At 37.0% G+C, this 20,312-nt stretch carries 11 protein-coding genes and 2 pseudogenes; 5 read left to right on the top strand and 8 right to left on the bottom strand.

The window, feature by feature from the left end:
* Positions 1 to 43: 43 nt before the first annotated feature.
* Both ttcA and H1P_RS12015 read right to left on the bottom strand, forming a co-directional pair.
* Positions 44 to 853: a tRNA 2-thiocytidine(32) synthetase TtcA gene (ttcA, locus tag H1P_RS12020; RefSeq protein ID WP_144867358.1), complete on the bottom strand. Its 810-nt coding sequence runs from the start codon at positions 851 to 853 to the stop codon at positions 44 to 46.
* 123 nt (positions 854 to 976) lie between these two features.
* Entirely contained in the window at positions 977 to 1,318 is a 342-nt protein-coding gene (locus tag H1P_RS12015; RefSeq protein WP_144867356.1) for a histidine triad nucleotide-binding protein, read from the bottom strand.
* A 388-nt stretch (positions 1,319 to 1,706) separates the two neighbouring features.
* Between H1P_RS12015 and H1P_RS12010 the strand changes: the two genes are divergently transcribed.
* On the top strand, positions 1,707 to 1,955 hold the full coding sequence (locus tag H1P_RS12010) for a hypothetical protein (RefSeq protein WP_144867354.1): 249 nt from the start codon (positions 1,707 to 1,709) through the stop codon (positions 1,953 to 1,955).
* Positions 1,956 to 2,188: 233 nt separating this feature from the next.
* Here the strand turns inward: H1P_RS12010 and H1P_RS12005 are convergent, their stop codons facing one another.
* The 3 genes from H1P_RS12005 to H1P_RS11995 form a co-directional block, all read right to left on the bottom strand.
* Entirely contained in the window at positions 2,189 to 3,328 is a 1,140-nt protein-coding gene (locus H1P_RS12005; protein ID WP_144867352.1) for a mechanosensitive ion channel family protein, read from the bottom strand.
* A gap of 238 nt (positions 3,329 to 3,566) precedes the next feature.
* Positions 3,567 to 4,697 (bottom strand): mechanosensitive ion channel family protein, encoded by a 1,131-nt coding sequence (locus tag H1P_RS12000; protein ID WP_144867350.1) that lies wholly within the window; start codon positions 4,695 to 4,697, stop codon positions 3,567 to 3,569.
* 262 nt (positions 4,698 to 4,959) lie between these two features.
* The gene (locus tag H1P_RS11995) at positions 4,960 to 10,566 is read right to left on the bottom strand and encodes a translocation/assembly module TamB domain-containing protein (protein WP_144867349.1); all 5,607 of its coding nucleotides are present in this window, start codon (positions 10,564 to 10,566) and stop codon (positions 4,960 to 4,962) included.
* Between the two features lie 394 nt (positions 10,567 to 10,960).
* Here H1P_RS11995 and H1P_RS11990 point away from each other — a divergent pair.
* The 4 genes and pseudogenes from H1P_RS11990 to H1P_RS38905 all read left to right on the top strand — a co-directional run bounded on the left by H1P_RS11990 (position 10,961) and on the right by H1P_RS38905 (position 15,213).
* A pseudogene (locus H1P_RS11990) lies at positions 10,961 to 11,183 on the top strand (DUF167 domain-containing protein).
* A gap of 135 nt (positions 11,184 to 11,318) precedes the next feature.
* Positions 11,319 to 11,846, top strand: coding sequence for a hypothetical protein (locus H1P_RS11985; RefSeq protein WP_144867348.1), 528 nt, complete (start codon positions 11,319 to 11,321; stop codon positions 11,844 to 11,846).
* Positions 11,847 to 12,120: 274 nt separating this feature from the next.
* Positions 12,121 to 12,777, top strand: coding sequence for a hypothetical protein (locus H1P_RS11980; RefSeq protein WP_144867347.1), 657 nt, complete (start codon positions 12,121 to 12,123; stop codon positions 12,775 to 12,777).
* Between the two features lie 450 nt (positions 12,778 to 13,227).
* Positions 13,228 to 15,213, top strand: coding sequence for a calcium-binding protein (locus tag H1P_RS38905; RefSeq protein ID WP_144867346.1), 1,986 nt, complete (start codon positions 13,228 to 13,230; stop codon positions 15,211 to 15,213).
* A 293-nt stretch (positions 15,214 to 15,506) separates the two neighbouring features.
* On the opposite strand, the gene H1P_RS11970 is transcribed toward H1P_RS38905, so the two are convergent.
* The 3 genes and pseudogenes from H1P_RS11970 to H1P_RS38210 form a co-directional block, all read right to left on the bottom strand.
* Positions 15,507 to 18,875 (bottom strand): Ig-like domain-containing protein, encoded by a 3,369-nt coding sequence (locus tag H1P_RS11970; protein WP_144867345.1) that lies wholly within the window; start codon positions 18,873 to 18,875, stop codon positions 15,507 to 15,509.
* 497 nt (positions 18,876 to 19,372) lie between these two features.
* A complete protein-coding gene (locus tag H1P_RS37415; RefSeq protein WP_222427029.1) occupies positions 19,373 to 19,807 on the bottom strand; it encodes a M10 family metallopeptidase C-terminal domain-containing protein in 435 nt (144 codons plus the stop codon).
* 21 nt (positions 19,808 to 19,828) lie between these two features.
* Positions 19,829 to 20,026: pseudogene (locus H1P_RS38210) on the bottom strand (calcium-binding protein); the annotation flags it as partial.
* Positions 20,027 to 20,312 lie beyond the last annotated feature (286 nt).

Raw genomic sequence — 20,312 nt, 5'->3', positions numbered from 1 at the left:
ATTCCAATAAGTAAAGAAGGCTGAGCGGAACAGTATTGCAACACTAGATATCGGTTGCTTTACCTAAATCAGCAAAATCAAACAATTCTCGATCTGCTAACTGAGAAGGAGAGACATTTTGAATACTACGAAAAATACTATCAATCCTACCAGGAGATTCTCTTTCCCAAGCCTGCAACATTTCTTTGATTTTAGCCCGTTGTAAATTTTCTTGAGAACCACAAAGATTACAGGGAATGATGGGAAACTCTCTAGCATTGGCATAACGAATAATTTCCCTTTCCGAACAATATGCTAAAGGACGAATAATCATATTTTTTCGATTGTCACTTAAAAGTTTTGGTGGCATAGCTTTCAATCTTCCACCGTGGAACATATTTAAAAATAGGGTTTCTACAATATCATCCCGATGATGACCTAATGCAATTTTAGTCGCCCCTTCTTCCTGGGCTACTCGATATAAGATTCCGCGACGCAAACGGGAACACAAACCACACATGGTTTTTCCTTCAGGAATTACTCTAGTAACGGTGCTATAGGTATCTTCTTCGACTATGCGATAGGAAACACCTAATGAGTCTAAGTAGTTAGGTAATATGTGTTCGGGAAAACCTGGTTGTTTTTGGTCTAAATTAACTGCTAATATCTCAAATTTTATAGGAGCTTTTCGCTGTAAACTAAGCAGCAAATCCAACATAGTGTAAGAATCTTTACCCCCAGACAGACATACCATGACGCGATCGCCCTCTTCAATCATGTTATAGTCATGTATAGCTTTGCCTACTGCTCCCCTTAAACGAGCTTGGAGCTTTTTAAAATTTTTAGAGGTACGCTCTTTAATAACTGTTTTCATATTAATTAATTAAGTAAAATAATAAATTTATCAGAAGTCCCATATTAGGCAAATAAAAGAGACAAATAAATTGTTTTCGGGGCTAACGGATGTTAACCCTTCTCAATATATATCTTACTTAAATTAACCAGGAGGCCATTGCATTTGTCGTCCGCCTAAAATATGCAAGTGTAAATGGTCTACTGTTTGACCGCCATCGTTACCATTATTAATTACTACACGATAGCCATTTTTCAAACCTGCTTCTTCTGCTACTTTTTTCACTATAAGTAATAAGTGTCCTAACAAGTCTCGATCCTCTGGAGTAGCTTGGGAAACTTGGGAAATTGGTTTTTTGGGAATAACTAAAATATGAGTTGGTGCTTGAGCATTAATGTCTTTAAAAGCTAAAGCCAAATCGTCTTCATAAACAATATCTGCTGGTATTTCGCGACGGATAATTTTGCCAAAAATCGTATTGCTCATATTACTGAATGTTAGTAATCTAATTTCTAGTTACGCCTTGCTATTGTAAGGGATTTGACCCTGTATAGAGAAGATAGCCAAGATTAATTAATTGTTGGATAGTCTGATTAAGATTAATGAAGTGTAGACCTTTTCAAGATATTTGCTACACTACCGACAACGTAAGAATTCAGCAACGCTAGCGAAAAGAGCTATGATTAAAGCGACACAAATAAATAGCATCAATCCTGAACAGGAGATAGCTTATTTTGCCTGTTTTGCCTGTTTTGACTACGGGCTTGAAATTTTCGTCTAATATGAGAAACTCAAATTTATAAGATTTGTCAACACAAATTAAATAATTGGGTTTCTAAAATTATCTGATTAAATAAATAATTGAGAAAATAAGATGTTACCTATCGTTCGGAATTTAATCAAAGCTGGAAAATCCGTTGATTTTAATAAGGCAACCAATGAGGAATTAGTATCAGCTTATAGTGAAATTTTGCCACCTAATGCTGATAAATTAATGGGATTGAGAAAAAAACTCCAAAGAATTAAGTCTACTCTATCTAGAAGTCCTAATATGGGTTGGGCTCAATTTGGTAGTGTGATGGGTCGAGAATTTCAAGAGTCTCTTTACACAGCAGAAAAATGAGAGTGTTGCTAAATAAGTTGTCGATCGTTAAATTCTTGGGAATTATCTTGTTTTTGAAGCTGTAGATCTTAGTACAGGACAAAACTTGAAAGAAGTTACATTCTAGTCAGGTAATCTTAAAAGTTGGGGCTTCAACTTTGAGGGGAGGAGATGTAAGACAGTCTCAGACTGCTATCTCTGTTTGAGCCTCGAATCCGTGTCAATTTATTGCACGGAGTAGGTCAAAGTATTCTCTAAATTGTCATTGGTGAATCGATATATACTATTGGTTCTGGCATCGAGAATTTAATATTATAAGCTAAAAGTTTACGGGCGATCGTATTATTGGCTAAATCTACCAGCCGTTTGCGTAAAGCAAGAGAATCTTCTCCCGAACTGGAGAGAAAAAAGTTGATTCTAGCGCGAGTTCCTGGCTTTTCCTCTGGTTGAGAAAAACGAATTCTCGTGTTGGCTTTATCTATGCCCCAAAATGTGTCTGTACTCTCAACAATAATTCGTTTGACTAATGCTTGTTCGCTTTCTTCTAAACGTCGAAAAAAATCTAGGTAGAGCATCGCCACAACTTTCTTACCTCTGCTAATATTTTCAATATTCTTACTTGCCATAATTGAGTTAGGAACAAAAATGATTGTGTTTCTACCTGCTGTACGGATTTTGGTAGAACGTAAGCCAATTGATTCAACACGACCATACACATCCTCACCATAAGGATTAAAATTTACCTGAATATATTCTCCTGGCTGGTAAGGACGATCTAAAAACAGTTCAATTGTTCCAATTATTCTCTCTAGTGCGTGTCGTGCAGCAAAAGCAACCACAACCCCACCAACCCCTATACTGGCAGAAATAGCAACTAAGTTAAGTCGCAAGCCTTGAGCAAAGAGCAAAACAGCGAACAAAATAATAATGGCATTGGTTAAAGTTTCAAAGACTAAAGCGGTTTCATTGACTTCTCCACCCAGCCTCTGAATTAACTTAATGGCATAGATCCGAATCACTCGTTGAGCTATGCGTGAAGCAAACCAAGCAATACTAACTGCCAAAGCTAAATAGATAAAAAAGCCTAGGAATTGATAAATTCTCAGATATCGATCGAACAAATTCAAACATAGAGCGATAAAGACTAATGCTCCTACTGTAACGAGGGAGTTTCTAACGGGTTTAATCAATCGATCGTAAATAACCGTAGTATTTAAGGGAACAAATCGCTGGACTAACTTAAGTATCCACCAACATAAAAAAGGCAAAATTCGCCCAAATAGGGGGGCAATTACAGTACCAAAAACGAAGAGACTCGATCTTCCGATTAATTCAACTAGAAATCTTTGATGTTCCTCACTTAATTGCAGCGATTCTGGAATAAACTCTAGCATTGTTACTGTAGCATCTCAATATTTAAGTCAGTGGTAACTATTCTTACTTACCTTGAAAAGCTAATAGCTCTAAGCTAATAGCTTTAAGCTATTGAGTTTAAGGCTCCGACCTTGATGGTCGTCTACAATCAGGTTGAGTCCTTAGCTCTATCTGATTGGCTCAAACGCTTACAGCTTACAGCTTATAGCTAGGGCAAAGCCCTTTACCGAACCCTCGCGTAAAACTGAAGAACACCAATTAGATATTCATTGGTTGAGTAACATTAAGAGTATTTTCTTCAAAACTGAAGTTTATTCCATACTCCTGCAATCGAGCGATAATGTTTTCCCTGGCAATTTCTAACAGATTGCTCCGTAGCTCCATTGAACTTTCGGCAGCCCCCAAAATATAGAAGATGATTTGAGTTTTTACATAATCTTGTCCAGCAGCATCGGTAGAATCTTCAAAAGCAATTTGTGTCAGACGATGATCGATCCCCAGAATTTCTCTGGTACTCTCTGTAATAAGTTGATGAATCAATGCTTTTTCTTCTTCAGACATACTCCTAAAAAAGGTTAATTCAGCGATCGAAATTATCCTTCTTGCTCTGGTCATGTTTTCAATACGGCTCTGAGCGAGTTGGCTATTGGGGATAATGACTAGGGTATTTTTACCTGAAAGCCGAATTTTAGTTGAACGCCAACCTATTGATTCGACCCTACCTAGAGTACTATCGGGTAAATGGATATAATCATCAACAGTGAAAGGGCGATCGATATACAAAACAATACTCCACAATACCTGTTCTAAAATTTTCTGGGAGGCAAAGGCAATTGCTACCCCCCCAATACCTAGACTAGCAATTAAACCAAATATATTGATTTGATGTGTTTGAGCAAAAATAGAAACAACAATCAAAAGGATTAATGAGTTACAAATAAACTTGGCAATTACAAGTAACTCACTATTAATTTTACGTTTATTGTCCAGGGCAATACCTAATAAGTAATTGTCGAACAATTCTTTGAGTAAACTAAATCCGAGAAAGCTAATGTTTACAGCCAGAAGTAAACTGAGGGGGAATTCCAACAAGACTAACCAATTAGGAGTAGGAACACTTAGAGTAATTATATCGACAACACCAACAATGATTATCCAGTTTAACCAGCCCTGATAAGGTTCAACCACCTTTTGATAAATCTCTTGATTTTCTGTCGAGGAGAAACGGTCAAATAGTGAATGGGCAACTTTAGGAAGTTGCATATAAGATAAACCAGCTACCAAAAGTAAACTGAAAAAAGTAATTGTACCTAATATTAAAGCTGTAGTGACCTGAAGAGTCTCTGGTATATTAGTATTAGCTGCGACGATCTCCAAGCAATAATTCATAAATAGCCCAAGATTAAGATTGGGATTAGATAAAATTTTCTTAACATTCTACTAAGTGCAGGACAAAAACTGGAGAGTATGGAGAAAATCAGTTGTTTTGAAAGTGCCGCCATTTGGAGTCGAGGGACGCTCTCTGTTTCCTCAGCTTGTCCAATCAACTTGTTGAAAGGTTGCGAAGAAGTTCATCTGCTTTAGTAACTATTAGCAATTAAATTATACTACAAACTGATTTCCAGTTTTTGCCACAGTACACTTTATAACATTAAAACCTTAATTCATATTCCAAAACACCACGGCTTTCATCATCAAAATTAGTTGAACCTCGCAAAATAAAGTGATCGCCCAAACGATAGCGAAAACCAAATTGGGCGGGAATTGAACCGACATTTAAAATTTGTAGTACTGAAAAAGAAAATTTGTCTGTAATATCAATGGCAACTTCTCCTGCTAAAGCATCGATGCGTTCACTTTCACTACTTTCATCTATTATCTGGGTAGGAAATAAACGTAATTCACCAATGGGAAAAACATTATTAAATTGAGAATTAAAGCTACCAAAAAGAGCCGAACCTGCCAAGTTAGCTAAACCTAGGGTACTATCACCTCTACCAAGAGTGTTAACAAAGCTCCCCCCTAACAGTGCCAAAATTTCGGTTTGACTGCGAGGAGGATTGCTAGTAAGTTGAAGTTGATTGGCGATTTGACTCGATAAACCTCTTACTTCGGCAGAAATGCGGACAGTCTCTAAAGTTCCGAAGCTAGAAGCGGGAATATCTTCAATTTCAGTAGATGAAGGATCTTCGGGAGTACGATTTTGGGTAGTTTCAATTGCCGATCCTACTAAACGGATATCAAGAAAGGGATCGAGGATGTTGTTAGGGGTAAAACGAGCGGTATTTTTTTGGGTTTTTGCCAGGGATAGTTGAGTTGTAAAAAGGTTCACCTGTCCTCGTTCGAGGTTAATTGTACCTTCGGGAAGTGGTTCGAGGAAAGTACCCTTAACATTTAAGGTTCCTTTTGCGAGAAAGTTAAAAATGGGGGGTTGGCTAATGAATATTTTGTCTCCCAATTGTAGTTTGAGGTTTTTATATTCAGTTACCGCAGGTAAACCTAGTTGTTGTTGTTCTTCAGGAGTAAGAGGTGTTGCAGCCGAAGCATCACTTAAGAGAATTGTGCCATCAAAAAGGGTAACATCTCCTGTAATGTCGGGTTCGATCGCTTTGCCTAAGATTTGCAGGTTTCCTTTAACTCCTCCTTCGTAAAGTCCTTTAAGATCGATCGCTATATTGTCTAAGTCAATGGTGAGGGGGTTGGTTTGGGGAGTTTCTTTATCTAAAGGTATTGTTCCCATTGCCGATATTTGTCCACCACCAAAGTTACTTTGAAAGCTTTCTACAGAGATGCGATCTAAATCAAAGGTGATATTGCTATTAACTTGAGTGAGAAATTCATCGGGTAGAGTTCGCACTGCAATCGTGCCATTATTAGTAACGGCAGTTCCTTTAGCTGTGATGTTGCTGGAGGTACTAGTATCTTGATTAAAGTTTCCTGAGATATCGAGGGCTACTTTACCTTGTCCATCAATCCAATTAACTTCTCCTCTAGATAAGATATTGAGCAGGGTTAAAGCCTTATCTTTCATATTGAGACTCATTTCTAAGCGGTTGCTATCTGGGTTGACTTTAGCAAAGGGTAACTTGTAGGGAATAGTACCTGTAAGGGTTAAGGGTTGGGCATCTTCGGCGACGATACTACTACCAGAAAAGTTTAAACGAGCATCGTCATAACCAAAGCTACCAGATGCGGAGAGAATTGCTGTTTCGTTTATTTTGGCATCAGCAATTCTGATTTCTCCTCTTGCTTGAGGATTATCCACTTTACCTGAGATATTGGCATTAGCATTCAGAATTCCGTCAAAAGTAATTTCTGGAGGAATCGGAAAGACTTTTTCGATCAAGTCAATGGGAATGGAATTCAAGGCTAATGTTCCCGATGCTTGTTCCCCGCCAAAGATCCCAGAAAAGATGATTTGTGATTCTTGGGGAGGTTGTGCCAAAGAAGCCTCATCTGGAATCGCATTATCTTCAATTGCGGGTAAATCAACAATCAGAGGGAGAATGGTGATGATATTATGACGAAACTCACCTCTCAAGACAATTTTATCGACAATTGTTGGGTTATTAGCTGTTTCTTCTGTTTTTCTATTTTGCTTGGTTGCCCATTGCCACTCTTCTCCTTGAAAGCTAAAATCAGCGTTTAAGCCCTGTTTTAGAGAACCATTAACTTGAATATCACCATCAAATAAACCTTGGAGATTTCTTAATTCTGGTAAGATTGAGGCTTCTTGACGCTTTTGTTCGGTATAGTTTAACCAGGCTTGAATTTCCGCGAGGAGTTTTAACTGTTGCCAGATAGGAGCGTTATTGGTTTGAATGTTGAAGAGGGTATTTTCTTCTACTGGGGGTTCTGGGGGGGGTTGATAGAGATCGGCAGATGTGCCATAATTGCGATCGCTAAAAGCATTACTAAAGTCGGTAAGTTCAAAGATTTCTAGGGCTACTAAAATGTCTTGAATTTGTCCTTGGTCGATAGATACTTTGCCATTAAGCTGAATATCATCTTCTTTTTGCGTTAAATCTCCTGTTATATAATATTTACTGTCTCCCTGTTGAAATTGCGCGTTTTGTAATGCGAGATAGTTATCTGCATATTGAAAGTCACCCACAATACGATTACCTTTGATTTTTCCTAGTAAGGGAGAAGTGATAACGACATTTTCCCCAGAGGTAGCTAGGGTATTGAGGTTAGAGGTAAAGTTTCCTGAAAGTTCTCCTGAAATGTCTTGTATGACAAAGTTATCAGGTACTTGGATATCTGGGCTTTTAATGGCGATGGTTTTGAGTAAATCCAAGGGGAATTCTGTAACTTTTACGCGCACTATTTCTTGTTTTCCTCTGCCTTCTATTGATAGATTGTTGTTTTTTACTGTGAAGGATTGGGGTAAGAAATCAGCATCTAGGTTGAGGGTGATTTGTTGATTGTTGGGGCGATTCGCTAATCGCCCGTACTGATTGTTGAATAATGCTAGATTAGCTCCCGTATTAGGATTTACGGCAATTTTCCCTGTAAGGGGTTCGGGGAATTCTAAAGTTTCGACATTAAAGTTACGCAGTCTGAGATCGCCATTAATCGCTATTTGGGCAGGAATACCGCTAATTTCGCCTGTAAAATCGACGATACCGCTTTTTTCTAAGTTAATTGCCCAACTGGGTAAAGGTACTTTCAGCCGATTAATATCAATACCATTTGCCTTGGTAACATCAAAATTAAAGTAGTTAACTGCTGCTAATTTATCGGGAATCGCATCAAAGAATGTTTCATCTAGTTCGATATATCCTCTAGCTGCTAAACTATCTCCTTTAGCTTGCAAAACATCTAATCTACTACCATTCCAATCAATATCCGCAGAGAAAGGTTGTTCCAACAGATCGATTCCCTGAGTAAAAGAAACTGTACCAATAGCATCAATTGCAGTGGGATCGATCTTGTCTACTCTTCCAGAAGCTTGTAACTCGCCTCCTAAATATCCTTCCAGAATAAAATCTTCAGAATTGGGATCTGCAAATAGTTTTAAATCTACTCCTTGAGGAATAATTGTAGTAGTGAAATTACCCTCAGCAATAGCTAAATCCTTTGCAGTAAAAACTCCTTCAGGAAGGGTTAAACTACCGTCTCCTTGGGCAATAATTCCTTCAGGGGTAATATTATCAATTGTTCCTGAGAGGTTAAAATTGCCATTAATCAATCCTGCAAACTGATCGGGAGTAGCCGAGTTTAACTGTTTTAATTCTAAATTATTAGCATTCGCGATCGCTTTCCAATCATCACCTGTTACAGTAAGTTCTGAGACTTTGATTGTTCCGTTGGCTAATTGTAAGTCTCCTTTACCTTTGATGGTGCTAGATTTTTCTTCAGGTGTAGAAACATCCCCTGTCAGATAAAAATCACCGCTCACACTACCGTTAAATTCTGGAGGTACTTCAGGAAACAGTTGTCTCAATTGCAGGTTGCTAGTGTTAAAATCTCCTTGCCATGTACCATCAGCAATTTTTATTTCTGGCGCAGTTATCACACCCCCCACTGTATCTACGGTAGCTTTACCCTTAGCAACCAGAGTATCTAATTGCGGATCGTTAATTTCTCCTGTAGCTTGAAAAGTACCGTTAACTAAACCCTCAGCAATCGTATCGGTAGTATCTTCACCAAAAGGTAGACTATCAAATCTTACCTTAAAAGCGCGAATTTGCGATCGCCATTTTCCTAATCTATATCTTAAATCATTAACGGTAACAAGACCATTCCCTAAAGGAAAACTCCCCTCACCATCTAAGAGCCGAAAACTTTCAGGATCGTTTGCCAAAGCAGAAATAACTACATTGGCAGTTACTCTACCCATTTCAACGGGTAATTCTGTTTGATAATCTTTAGCTAGCTGCTTACTAGAAATACTGTTACTACGAATATTAAAGTAAAGATTTTGCGCGCCATCTAGTTGAATTGTTCCAGTACCTGCAATGCTTCCCCCACTGCGAGGAATTCCACGGAAACTTCTGACAAACAGAGTATCGCCAATTAGTTCTAAATCCCCTTCAACTTTTTCGTAGTCAGTTCGATCGATGCGAGTAGGTGTAGTTGTAGCGATCGCAACTTTAGTTACAGGATTTTCCAATATACCAGATAGTTTAACATTACTTTGGATTTTTCCCTCAAGAGGAACAGGGGATTCTAACTCTAAAGCATCAAGTACTTTATTAGCTTCTGTCGGCGCAGTATCGGCTGTAATTTGATAATTTCCTTCCCCTGAAATATCAACAGAGCCGTTTGCTGTACCTACAACTTCACCAAAATTGGTTGTCACTCCATCAAAAGCTATTTCTGAACCATTAAAAAATAATTTTCCTTTACTACCACTAAAAGACTGACTTAACCCAGAGATTTGTAAATCTACTTCCTTTAAATTTGCTGTTCCTCGTAACTCAGGAGTGGGATCGTCTGTAATTTTAACTGCCAAATCAGCATCTGCTTTTCCTGCTTCTAAACCAATAGGTAAAGCCAATAAATTCTCAATTTCATTAACCGCTAAATCTTTACCTTTAACATCTATATCGATAATTTTACCGATAACTTCTCCCGTAACATCTAACTTTCCTCCCTTAACTAAATTTCCTCCTCTGACTCGAAACTTAATCACATCTTGAGGTAAAAATTTAACAATTCCACGCTTAAATTTTGTGGTTACAGGATTAGTTAACTGTGAAGTATCAGAATTTCTGCCAACTAAAGTAAGAGTACCTTGTCGTAACTTAATACTATTAACATCAACTTTAATTCCTCCTCCTTCCCCATCGTCTTCTGTCCCAAAATCAGTAGGAGTCCAAAGTCCCCGTTCGCCTCGTTCAACGTACAAATTAGGTTTAATTAAGGTAATATTTAGAGGAAGAATTCTTTGAAATAATAAAGATAATAAATTAAAATTAACTTTAATTTGGGATACTTCCAAAGTATCGGGATTATCTGCTGTAGCTGGTAGCTCACTTTCTCCAAAACGTGCTGAAATTAAAGAAAAAGTTTCTAAATCACCAATATCGATCGGACGATGTAAATATTCATCTAACTCCGTCTCAATCAAAGGAATTAAATCTTTCTCAATTAAATGATATCCGACAACTTTTCCTATAACAACCGTACCCACCGTCAAGATAAAAGAAGCAACTAACCCTCGACGTAACCAAGAAACAGACTTTTGCTTCTTCGGCGGTTGCTGAGGAGATGACGCTTGCTCTTGACGGCGATCGCTTTGCTTTGTCATACTGGACTGATATATTCAAGAAATGCTGAGAACTTCAGAAAATGCTGTCTCTAAATATCATAGAAGATGAAATACGCTTTCAAGTTTCCTGGTTGTCCCAAGTAAGAGAAAATAAGCGACAAAGCCACGAATCACTAACAACCAGCAAGGTGAATCATTCCTTACTCAACTGAAGATTGCTATCATACTGTATTAGACCTCTTGCATAAGTCCTAATTTGTTAGTTGAGAAAGGAGTCAGGAGTCAGGAGTCAGAATAAGAAATAAAGAGAAGAAATTTTTTCATGACTATAAATAATTACTTTTACTACTTTGAGGCTATTTTTAGCTAAAAATAACTCACTTAATTTACTTTTGCAAGAGATGCATTCTAAATCCAGTAAATCATAACTAGGATGAAAATTCAGATAACAGTAAAGCCGAACTCCAAAAAGCCAAGAATTCTGGAAGCTGAAGATGGTAGCTTAGTAGTTTATCTCAAATCACTCCCTGTTGATGGCAAAGTAAACCAAGAATTAATTACTATTTTAGCTAAAAAATATCAAGTAACAAAAAAAAATCAAAAAAAAATCTGGTGTCAACGGTCGCAAAAAACTGCTTGAAATTGATAGTTTTTAATTTGTTTGCTGTTGGCAGCTAGTCATTAATTAATAACCAACAATCAAATGAAATATGACAGGCTGTCTTTTTACTCAATGTTTATACATCTGGTAATTTACAAGATTAAAGTTTTTGATTTTTTAGTAAGCAAATATGAAGAAAACCTTAATTTTTTCTGTAGCATTATTGAGTATAGTATTTCCTAATTTGAGTAATCTGCGTGCTGATGAAGGACATAATGACCAACGGTCAGAGCAGGCTCCGTCGTCTCACGGCGGAGTAATCTCTGACTCTAACCACCAAAATGAAATGACGGAGATGAACCACTCATCAGAAGAACACAGTCACGGAACTTTGATGATTTCGGAAGGACAACCTGTACCCAATGTGGATTTAACGGTATATGAAGATACAATAAGAGGCTGGAATTTGGAGATTAAACTAGATAACTTTGCCTTTGCTCCTGAAAACGTTAATCAAGCCAATCAACCCAATGAAGGACACGCTCATTTATACGTTAATGGAGAAAAAATAACCCGCATTTATGGTAATTGGTATTACCTTCCAGAACTTCCTTCAGGTAGTAATGAAATAAAAATTGGCTTAAATTCCAATGGTCATGAATCTTTAATATATCAAGGTAAAATAATTGAAGATACAGAGATTGTGAACGTTCCCTAATAGTTAGGTGGTGTCGGAAAACTTACTTATACTTTAAAATAAAGTCTTGTTTGTAGTTAAGGTATAAGTAATACTTTTCTACTTTATTTTTGGCTATGATAATTCACCTGAATTTATCGAATATTGTGGTAAATACTTGATAATTTGACTTGATAACTTGAAAAATTAAGAAATTAATAGATAATAGCAGTTAAATATTATTAAGAAGGATTGTATTAGTTATACTGATAAATAAGAGTAATAGTTTTCGTATTTTTTCATGTTTATTTAAAGTATGGTAAGAATTATATTCTTCTTAACTGCTATATTATTTGTTAATCCTAAAATAGTTACAGCACAATCAGTAAAAACTTTAGACCAAACCTCTTGTCATAGTACTACAGCTAGCACAATTAGCTTTGAAAGCGATCGTGATAGTGTCAGTTATGTCAATCGCAAACCTACATACACAACACAAGATCTTCAATCAGACCAAACCAATACAACATTAGATCGAGATAATTCCCCAAATTTCAAGATCTCAGAAAATACAACCGATACCAGTATTACCGTAAACCCAACTGATACAGAACCCAAAATTGCTGTTGCGGGAATTATTATACCTAGTTTATGGTGGGCAAAAGAACAATTCGATCCCTTCGGTGGTAGATTAGTAAAAAATTGGCTTACTAACCCTCAAATTAAGCAAATAGACCTTACAGTAAACTGGCAACTATGGACACTATTAGATTATCTAGGGCGTTATCGCTTCATTAATCAATTTGGCACAGTTGCTAGAGAATATGGTTACAGTCTTCGCATTTTCAATCAGCAGCAGCAATGTTTAGCACTGTATAAGTATAACGATCGGGTTAATCCTCCTAAATGGGAAATCAAAATTGAAGGTTTGGGAGAAGATAGTCTACAAGTAGAACCAGAAAATGGTTCGTAGGTTTTGCTTGACGGGGAGATTGGGGGAATAATTCCTCTTTTGTCACTATTAAGGAATGAAGTAAAAATTAATAACCATTTGAAGGACTTTGTTTTTTCTAGTTTTCTTTATTCTGTTAATTAACCTCTGGGTTTATTGCCCCATAATCATAAAAGAGGGGTGAGTGTGCCATCAGGGTTAATACTGCTAGATACTAGTTCATTCATAATATCGTCACAAGCTTCCCTTGGAAACCTCGTGCATACGTGGAGTCACCGAATGCCCTAAAGGACTAGCGAAGCCGTCGCGCGAGTGTTGACTAATCATATTTATTTTTATTGAATCTTTAAAATATTTGAGTAACATCACGGTTTTATGTAAATTATCTTATCAATTAAATTATTAATATACAGCTTAGAAAAACTGTGTTTTAGATAAATAATTTGAGAAGCCTAATCAAGTAACCTGAAGATGGAAAATAAAAATGTGGTAGTCAATAGAGATGCTCGATTAATTGTAGGAGACGAAGATAATAATAATCTGATAGGAACTACTGAAAATGATATTCTTGAAGGCTTAGAAGGTAATGATACTCTGAATGGGAATGCTGGAAATGATTACCTAGATGGAGGTAGTGGCAATAATACTCTTTATGGTGGCACAGAAGACGATACTTTAGTAAATCGTTTTGGTTATGTTGATGGGAACTTGGGCAATGATATTTTAACTGCCGATTATTCTGATTATGAAGTAGCAATTAACAATATAGAATCCAGCAGTCAAATCAAAAGAGGTGACAATAATGATAGCTTAATTTACTATTACAATATTGAAAACTATCAAATTATTGGAACTGCATTTAACGACTCTCTTCAAGGTAATGGTAATGATAGTTTAGATGGTGGAGAAGGAATAGATCGACTTAATCTAGATTTATCAACAGAAACAGAAGCTATTTTAGTTGATTTAACCACCACCGATAATCAAGTTATTTTTGAGAATACCGAAGTTAAAAACTTTGAAACCATCAGAACAATTTATGTTGGTAGCAATAATGATAGCGTTAAATTAGGATTAACTGCTGCTACTTCTAGTGGCTATGTCGATGGTTTATCTGGCAATGATACTTTAACCTTAGATTATTTTGATTATGAAAGTGCTATTCAAAATATTAATTCAAGTAGTCGTATTGAACGAATAGATAATGATGTTGATTTAATTTACTATTACAATATTGAACATTATCAAATTACTGGAACTGAATTTAATGACTCTCTTCGAGGTTCTATTAATAATGATACTTTAGTTGGTGGTAGTGGAGATGATGATCTACGTGGAAACGGCAATGATAATTTAGATGGTGGTGAAGGAGTAGATCGACTTAGTCTAGATTTTTCCACTGAAACAGTACCAATCTCAATTGATTTAACTACTACTGATAATCAAGTTATTTTTGAGAATACCGAAGTTAAAAACTTTGAAACCATCGGAACAATTTATGTTGGTAGCAACAGTGACATTATTACATTAGGACTACCAGCTTCTACTTCTGGAGGCTATGTTGATGGTTTGTATGGCAATGATACTTTAACCTTAGATTATTTTGATTATGAAAGTGCTATTCAAAATATTAATTCAAGTAGTCGTATTGAACGAATAGATAATGATGTTGATTTAATTTACTATTACAATATTGAACATTATCAAATTACTGGAACTGAATTTAATGACTCTCTTCGAGGTTCTAGTAATAGCGATACTTTAGTTGGTGGTAGTGGAAAAGATAGTATTCAAGGGCATAGTGGCGAAGATATTATTACTGGTGTTAATCCTAATTTAGAAAGTGCTGGATTAGGTGAAATTGATACTTTAGTTGGTGGTGCGAATTCAGACTACTTTTTACTGGGTGATATTCATCAAACTTTTTATGATGACGGCGAGTCTAGAAGTCGAGGACTAGAAGATTATGCTTTGATTAAAGACTTTGATGTTACTGAAGATATTATTGAAATATCAGGTTCTAAAACTAATTATCGTTTAGGTTTTTCTCCTATTAGAGATATTACTGGTACGGCAATTTATAGAGTAGGAAACATTGACGAGACTGACGAACTAATTGCCATTCTTGAAGATGTAATTGGACTAAATATTAATTCAGATGCTTTCAGCAGCATAGTTGATTCCACAAAGAATGATCTAACTGGAGACGGTGAAGGTGAAGTGGAAATTGTTACCGAAGATGAAGTGGAAATTGTTACCGAAGATGAAGACACAAATGAAAAGGGTAATGTAAGGCAACTGGATGCTTATCAAATCTCCCGCCTATCAGTAGGGCTAGATATAGATACTGACGATTTTCTGAAATTTGAAACAATTGTCTCTGCTGATATGAATCAAGATGGTGTAATTTCTGCATTAGATGCTTATCTTGCTTATTCTATACCCGTACAAGATTAGTAGATTGATTCAATTAAAGATGATTGACTTCTTTGGTAGCAACGCGCACCGCAAATAGCAGTTTAAAAAATGCCCTAACTTTCTTGCGTATTGCTATATTTTATTGTTTACAGGACTTACGCATTATAAGAATTTTTACAATATATGTATGTATATGTATGTGCTGTAGGGTGGGCAATGCCCACCCTACCAATGGTGTTTTTAAGTATTACATCGCAAAAACAGGATGCATTAAGTTTCTACATTGCTTTATAGTTGTGCTAATCGCAGTATTTTGGAATTGGGATTTACCGTTAATCAAAAATAAAACTATCTTCTGATACTTCGCTAACATTGACATCCTGTAAGATGAGCAAATCTTGATAGCGAGGACGAGAAAGATTTCCGTTACGGTTTATTTTTACAACAGTGTTTGAGCCAGATCGCCATAATTCAATGTATTCATAAGGCGTATCACTATCGTAGGATGAGTCATTAGTAATACTACTAACATTAATTTTGTCTATTCCTACCTGAAAATCAGTGATGGTGTCGCCTCTGTCTTGAAGACTGTTGTAGATAAAGGTATCTGTACCTTCTCCACCAGTAAGTACATCTTTACCGCGATCGCCTCTAATTAAATCGTCTCCATTACCTCCATCTAGAGTATCGTGATGGCTTCCCCCTTGAAGAATGTCGTTTCCACCATTTCCGTTTAAACGATCGTGTTTGTTATTTCCGTTGAGCAGATCGTTACCGTTTCCACCGTTGAGAATATCATCGTTATTTCCTCCGTTGAGGGTGTCATTACCGTCATTTCCATTTAACAAATCATCTCTATTGAAGCCATTAATCACATCATTTCCATTGCCACCATTAAGAGTATCATTACTTCTGGTGCCATTAATGGTTGCACCTATTGCGATCTCCACCGCTTCTACGGTGACATTAACAACGGCAACATCTGTACCACCACTACCATCATTAATAGTGTATTGAAAACTACCATTGCCTACGAAGCCAGGATTGGGATTAAAAGTAATATTGTTTCCTTCTAAGTTCACCGTACCGTTAACTGCGTTGTTAGCCCCAGTAACAGTTAAACTATCACCATCAGGATCGCTATCATTAGCCAAAACATCGATCGCTGGTAGGGTAATTGCCGTATCTGCTGTTGTGGTTACATCATCATTGTTAGCAAGAGGATTTTGATTGGCCATAGTAACTGTTGCTGCGAGATCGGCTGTAAAAATTTCCCGATCCCCATTACTATCTATGCCAGTCCAAACTAGGCGATTTCCTGATATTTGCGGATTCTCTTCTTCTATATTGTTAGCTGTAATTTGCTCGGTAACTCCCGAACCAAGATTATATAAGAAGATTTCGCCATCTTCGCCATTGTCAGAGCCTCCTGTACCTTGCCAAACTACATAATCTCCCGATATTTGCGGGCGAGCGTCATCAGTGCTATTGGTAGTGATTTGGCTAGTAGTCCCAGAATTAATTTGATAAACAAAAATTTCGCCATCTTCGCCATTGTCAGAGCCTTGTGTTCCAGACCAAACAATGTTACCTTCTGAAATCGCAATGTTAGCAATATTTGCTGAATTAGTAGCTATTTCGCTAGTTGAACCAGAACCGAGATTGTGGGTAAACAGTTTATTCTCATTACTGCGCCATACTACTCGATCGCCTGATAATTGAGTACTTTCTGCACTAGCGGAATTAGCAGCTATTTCATTAGTTGAACCAGAACTGAGATTGTGGGCAAAAAGCTTACCATTATTATCGCGCCACACTATATGGTTACCTGAGATGTTGGGATTTTCATCCTCAGTGGAATTGTCTGTGATCTGAGTAGTTACCCCAGAATTAAGATTGTGGGTAAATATTTCCTGATTTGCCTCGGTTACTATACCTTCGGTTAAATTAGGAGAATAAGTAACTTTGTTCTGATTGATAAAGTCACTAGCCCCTGGTGAAGCCTCATCTATTGAACCAACATTACCACCATCATCATCACTATTAGCCATAATCATATAGGTCTGACCAGGAGAAAGAATACTAGAGGCTTCAAAACTCACCGATGTTTGACCATTCAGATCGATAATTGCATAGGGTTCATCGGCAGTACTATCCCATCGGTAGACTGCCAAGCCAGTAGCATTACTGGGAATCCCCGAAATTCGCACCACAGAATCGTCAGTCAGACTAGAAAAATCTTCGCGGTATTGCCAAACCCACATTTTGCGGTCATTGCCTTTGAGAACATTTACTCCTGTATCGAGGGGGTCTGTGTAGACAAAATCCATTCCTTTAGTAAGGTTTAAAACTTCTCTGAGAACCTGTCCTTTTTCATTGGGTTGCCAATCATAGTTACCGCTATCGTCATAGGAAAAACTATCTGCCATGCTGGTTTGTTTGGTCGGGTGTGAACCAGTAATGTTATAGGGAGCAGAAAATAAACCTACGCGGTCATTTGTTCCTTGATTACCAACTACAGATAGCTGATCCCAAATAGTTGTCAGAAAACCAATACCTCGGTCTTCGTCTGTACCTCTCCAATTACGATAGTTAAACTCTCCCGCAGCGTAGCCAATATTTTCAGTAATACCTCCTACCTCTTTGGCTCGATCGAAATTTCTGGTGGGAGCCCAATCGCTACTATTATCAATGCTGGAAAAATGAGGATTGGGCTTGGTGTCGTGATAGCTGTGGAGATTTAATACTTGTAACGTATCGTCGTTAAAAAGAGGGCCTAAAGCCTCTAAAAACTGGTTAGTTCTCTCTATCGACATGGGAGTTCCCCCCAAGCCAGGACTGGTAACTATATAGTTGGAATTGACTGAATGTACTCCATCAGCAAATTGTTCCACTGCAAATGCTACTTCTTCTGGAGAGTTGCCACTAACGACATGATCTGGTTCGTTGATAATACCGTAAGCTTCAACGCGATCGCCAAAATGCTGAGCATAGGTGCGACCTACTTCATACCAGTCAAAGTCATAAATTGAACCGCCATCAAGATCGCTTCTGTATTCGAGGTAAAGATAAATATTGACATCTTTGCTATTAGCGTAATCGACTACTGCATCAAACTTTTCTGGTGAAAGAGAACCCTCGCTATACCATTGCGCAGGACCTCCGCTAGCTCTTCCCCAAGAGATATCCAGTTCATTGGCTAGATTAATTGCTGCTAAATTAGAGGCTCGCTTTCTCCAATCTCCCGAATTACCCAGATTAATACCTAAGTACGAACCTGGGTCTCGATCGCTATCGCCAGAACCTCCGCCAAAACCTTCTAAGGAGACAGCCCCAGAAGTCTCTCCTGCACCTTGCCAGACTAGATTATCTCCTGAAACTAAAGGGATCGTATCTTCTGTATTGTTAGTAGTTATTTGAGTAGTTATTTTAGAGCCAATGTTATAGGCAAAAATTTCTGTATCGCTTCCGCCATCTGTACCGCCATAACCCTGCCATACTACGTAATTTCCAGCTATCTGAGGATTTTCGTCATTGCTACTGTTACTGGTGATTTGTGTTGTAGCACCAGAACTCAAATTGTGGAGAAAAATTTCTCCATCACTATCAACACTTTGCCAAACTAGATAATCTCCTAATAGTTTAGGATATAAATCATCACTAAGGTTATCCGTTATTTTAGTAATTACAAAATCAGTCATAACAAATTTTATATAAAGGATTGACTAACAAACAATGTGTTTATTTACGTGTTATTATTTAGGTATAAATTACGATTATGTAATGGTAATATTGCTAAGTAAGTAAAAGTAACTATAAAAACATTTTTTTAATAAAATAAGTAGGTATAAAAACTGAATACTTACTCAAATAATAAAAAATTAATATTTATAGCAATAAGACCGTAAACCTTTCAATTATATCGAAAATAAAGCATAAAACCTTTATTTTTAAGGCTTTGATAGCTATTTCAATAAAATATACCTAGGGTTGGCAAGCACTAAAATAATCGAGAAAAGATAAAAATTCGATAAATCAAAATCTCCCCTTGATTCTTTTAAGCCTATTATATTAAGTAATTTTTAAATTGGTTATTTTCTCAATGTAAAACTCTAATTTATTTTTTAAACTAGAGTTTTAATTACCTAATAAAATTCAGAAAAATATCCGATCTACGCCATAAAATAGACGATTGATATTAATCAAAGACAAAGTTGTCTGCTGTCAATTCGCTCACTGCTACTCTTCGTAGTGTCACCAAATTTTGGTTTTTGCGATCGCCAATATCGCCATCAGGGTCAATTTTTACCACAGTATCAGCACCAAGTTGTGTCAACTCAACATAATCAATAAATGGTGTTGCACTACCGTAATCAGCACCAGTAACAATCTGACTTAGATTGATTACCTCTTCAGCAACGGCAAAATCATTAATCAAATCATTGCCTTCTTGAACATTGTTATAAAAGAAAGTATCTTTTCCTCCAGAGCCAATTAATCTGTCTTCACCTGCACCACCAACAATCACATCACTGCCACTTCCTCCATTAATTGAGTCGTTGCCATTTCCCCCATTGAGAGAATCATTTCCTTCTTCTCCAAAAAGGGCATCATTGCCACTTCCTCCATTCATTAAGTCGTTTCCCTCTCCGCCATCGAGAACATCATTTCCATTACCACCAAAGAGGAAATCATTTGCTTCTTCCCCGAAAAGGACATCGTTACCATTTCCTCCATTGAGAGAATCATTTCCTTGCTCTCCAAAAAGAATATCGTTGCCATTTCCTCCATTGAGAGAATCAAAAGTGCCTGCACCACCACGAATTGCATCGTTACCCCGACCGCCGTTAATTGTATCGTTGCGATCGCTACCAACGAGATTTTCTCCAGTGGAGGCCAGGGCAAACGCATCTAAATTTCAAAAGCTAGACAGAAAAAGAGATTGAAGAAGTTCAATAGCCTCAAATTAAATTTAATATCTGCATTTTTTTGGATTTTAAGTCGCGATCGACACAACTTATACCAAAAAAGAAAAAGTCAAGATAAGAGAGACTAAGAAGAGTAAGCTTCCGTTCAATTTATGATTTAATTGTGCAATTCATAATTTAATTAACGTAATTAAATAATCAGCTTCTTGC

The organism is Hyella patelloides LEGE 07179 (genome assembly GCF_900659865.1).
In the GTDB taxonomy this organism is placed as follows: domain Bacteria; phylum Cyanobacteriota; class Cyanobacteriia; order Cyanobacteriales; family Xenococcaceae; genus Hyella; species Hyella patelloides.
Note: the sequence above shows the minus strand (reverse complement) of the source record. Positions and strands in the feature narration are given on the sequence as shown.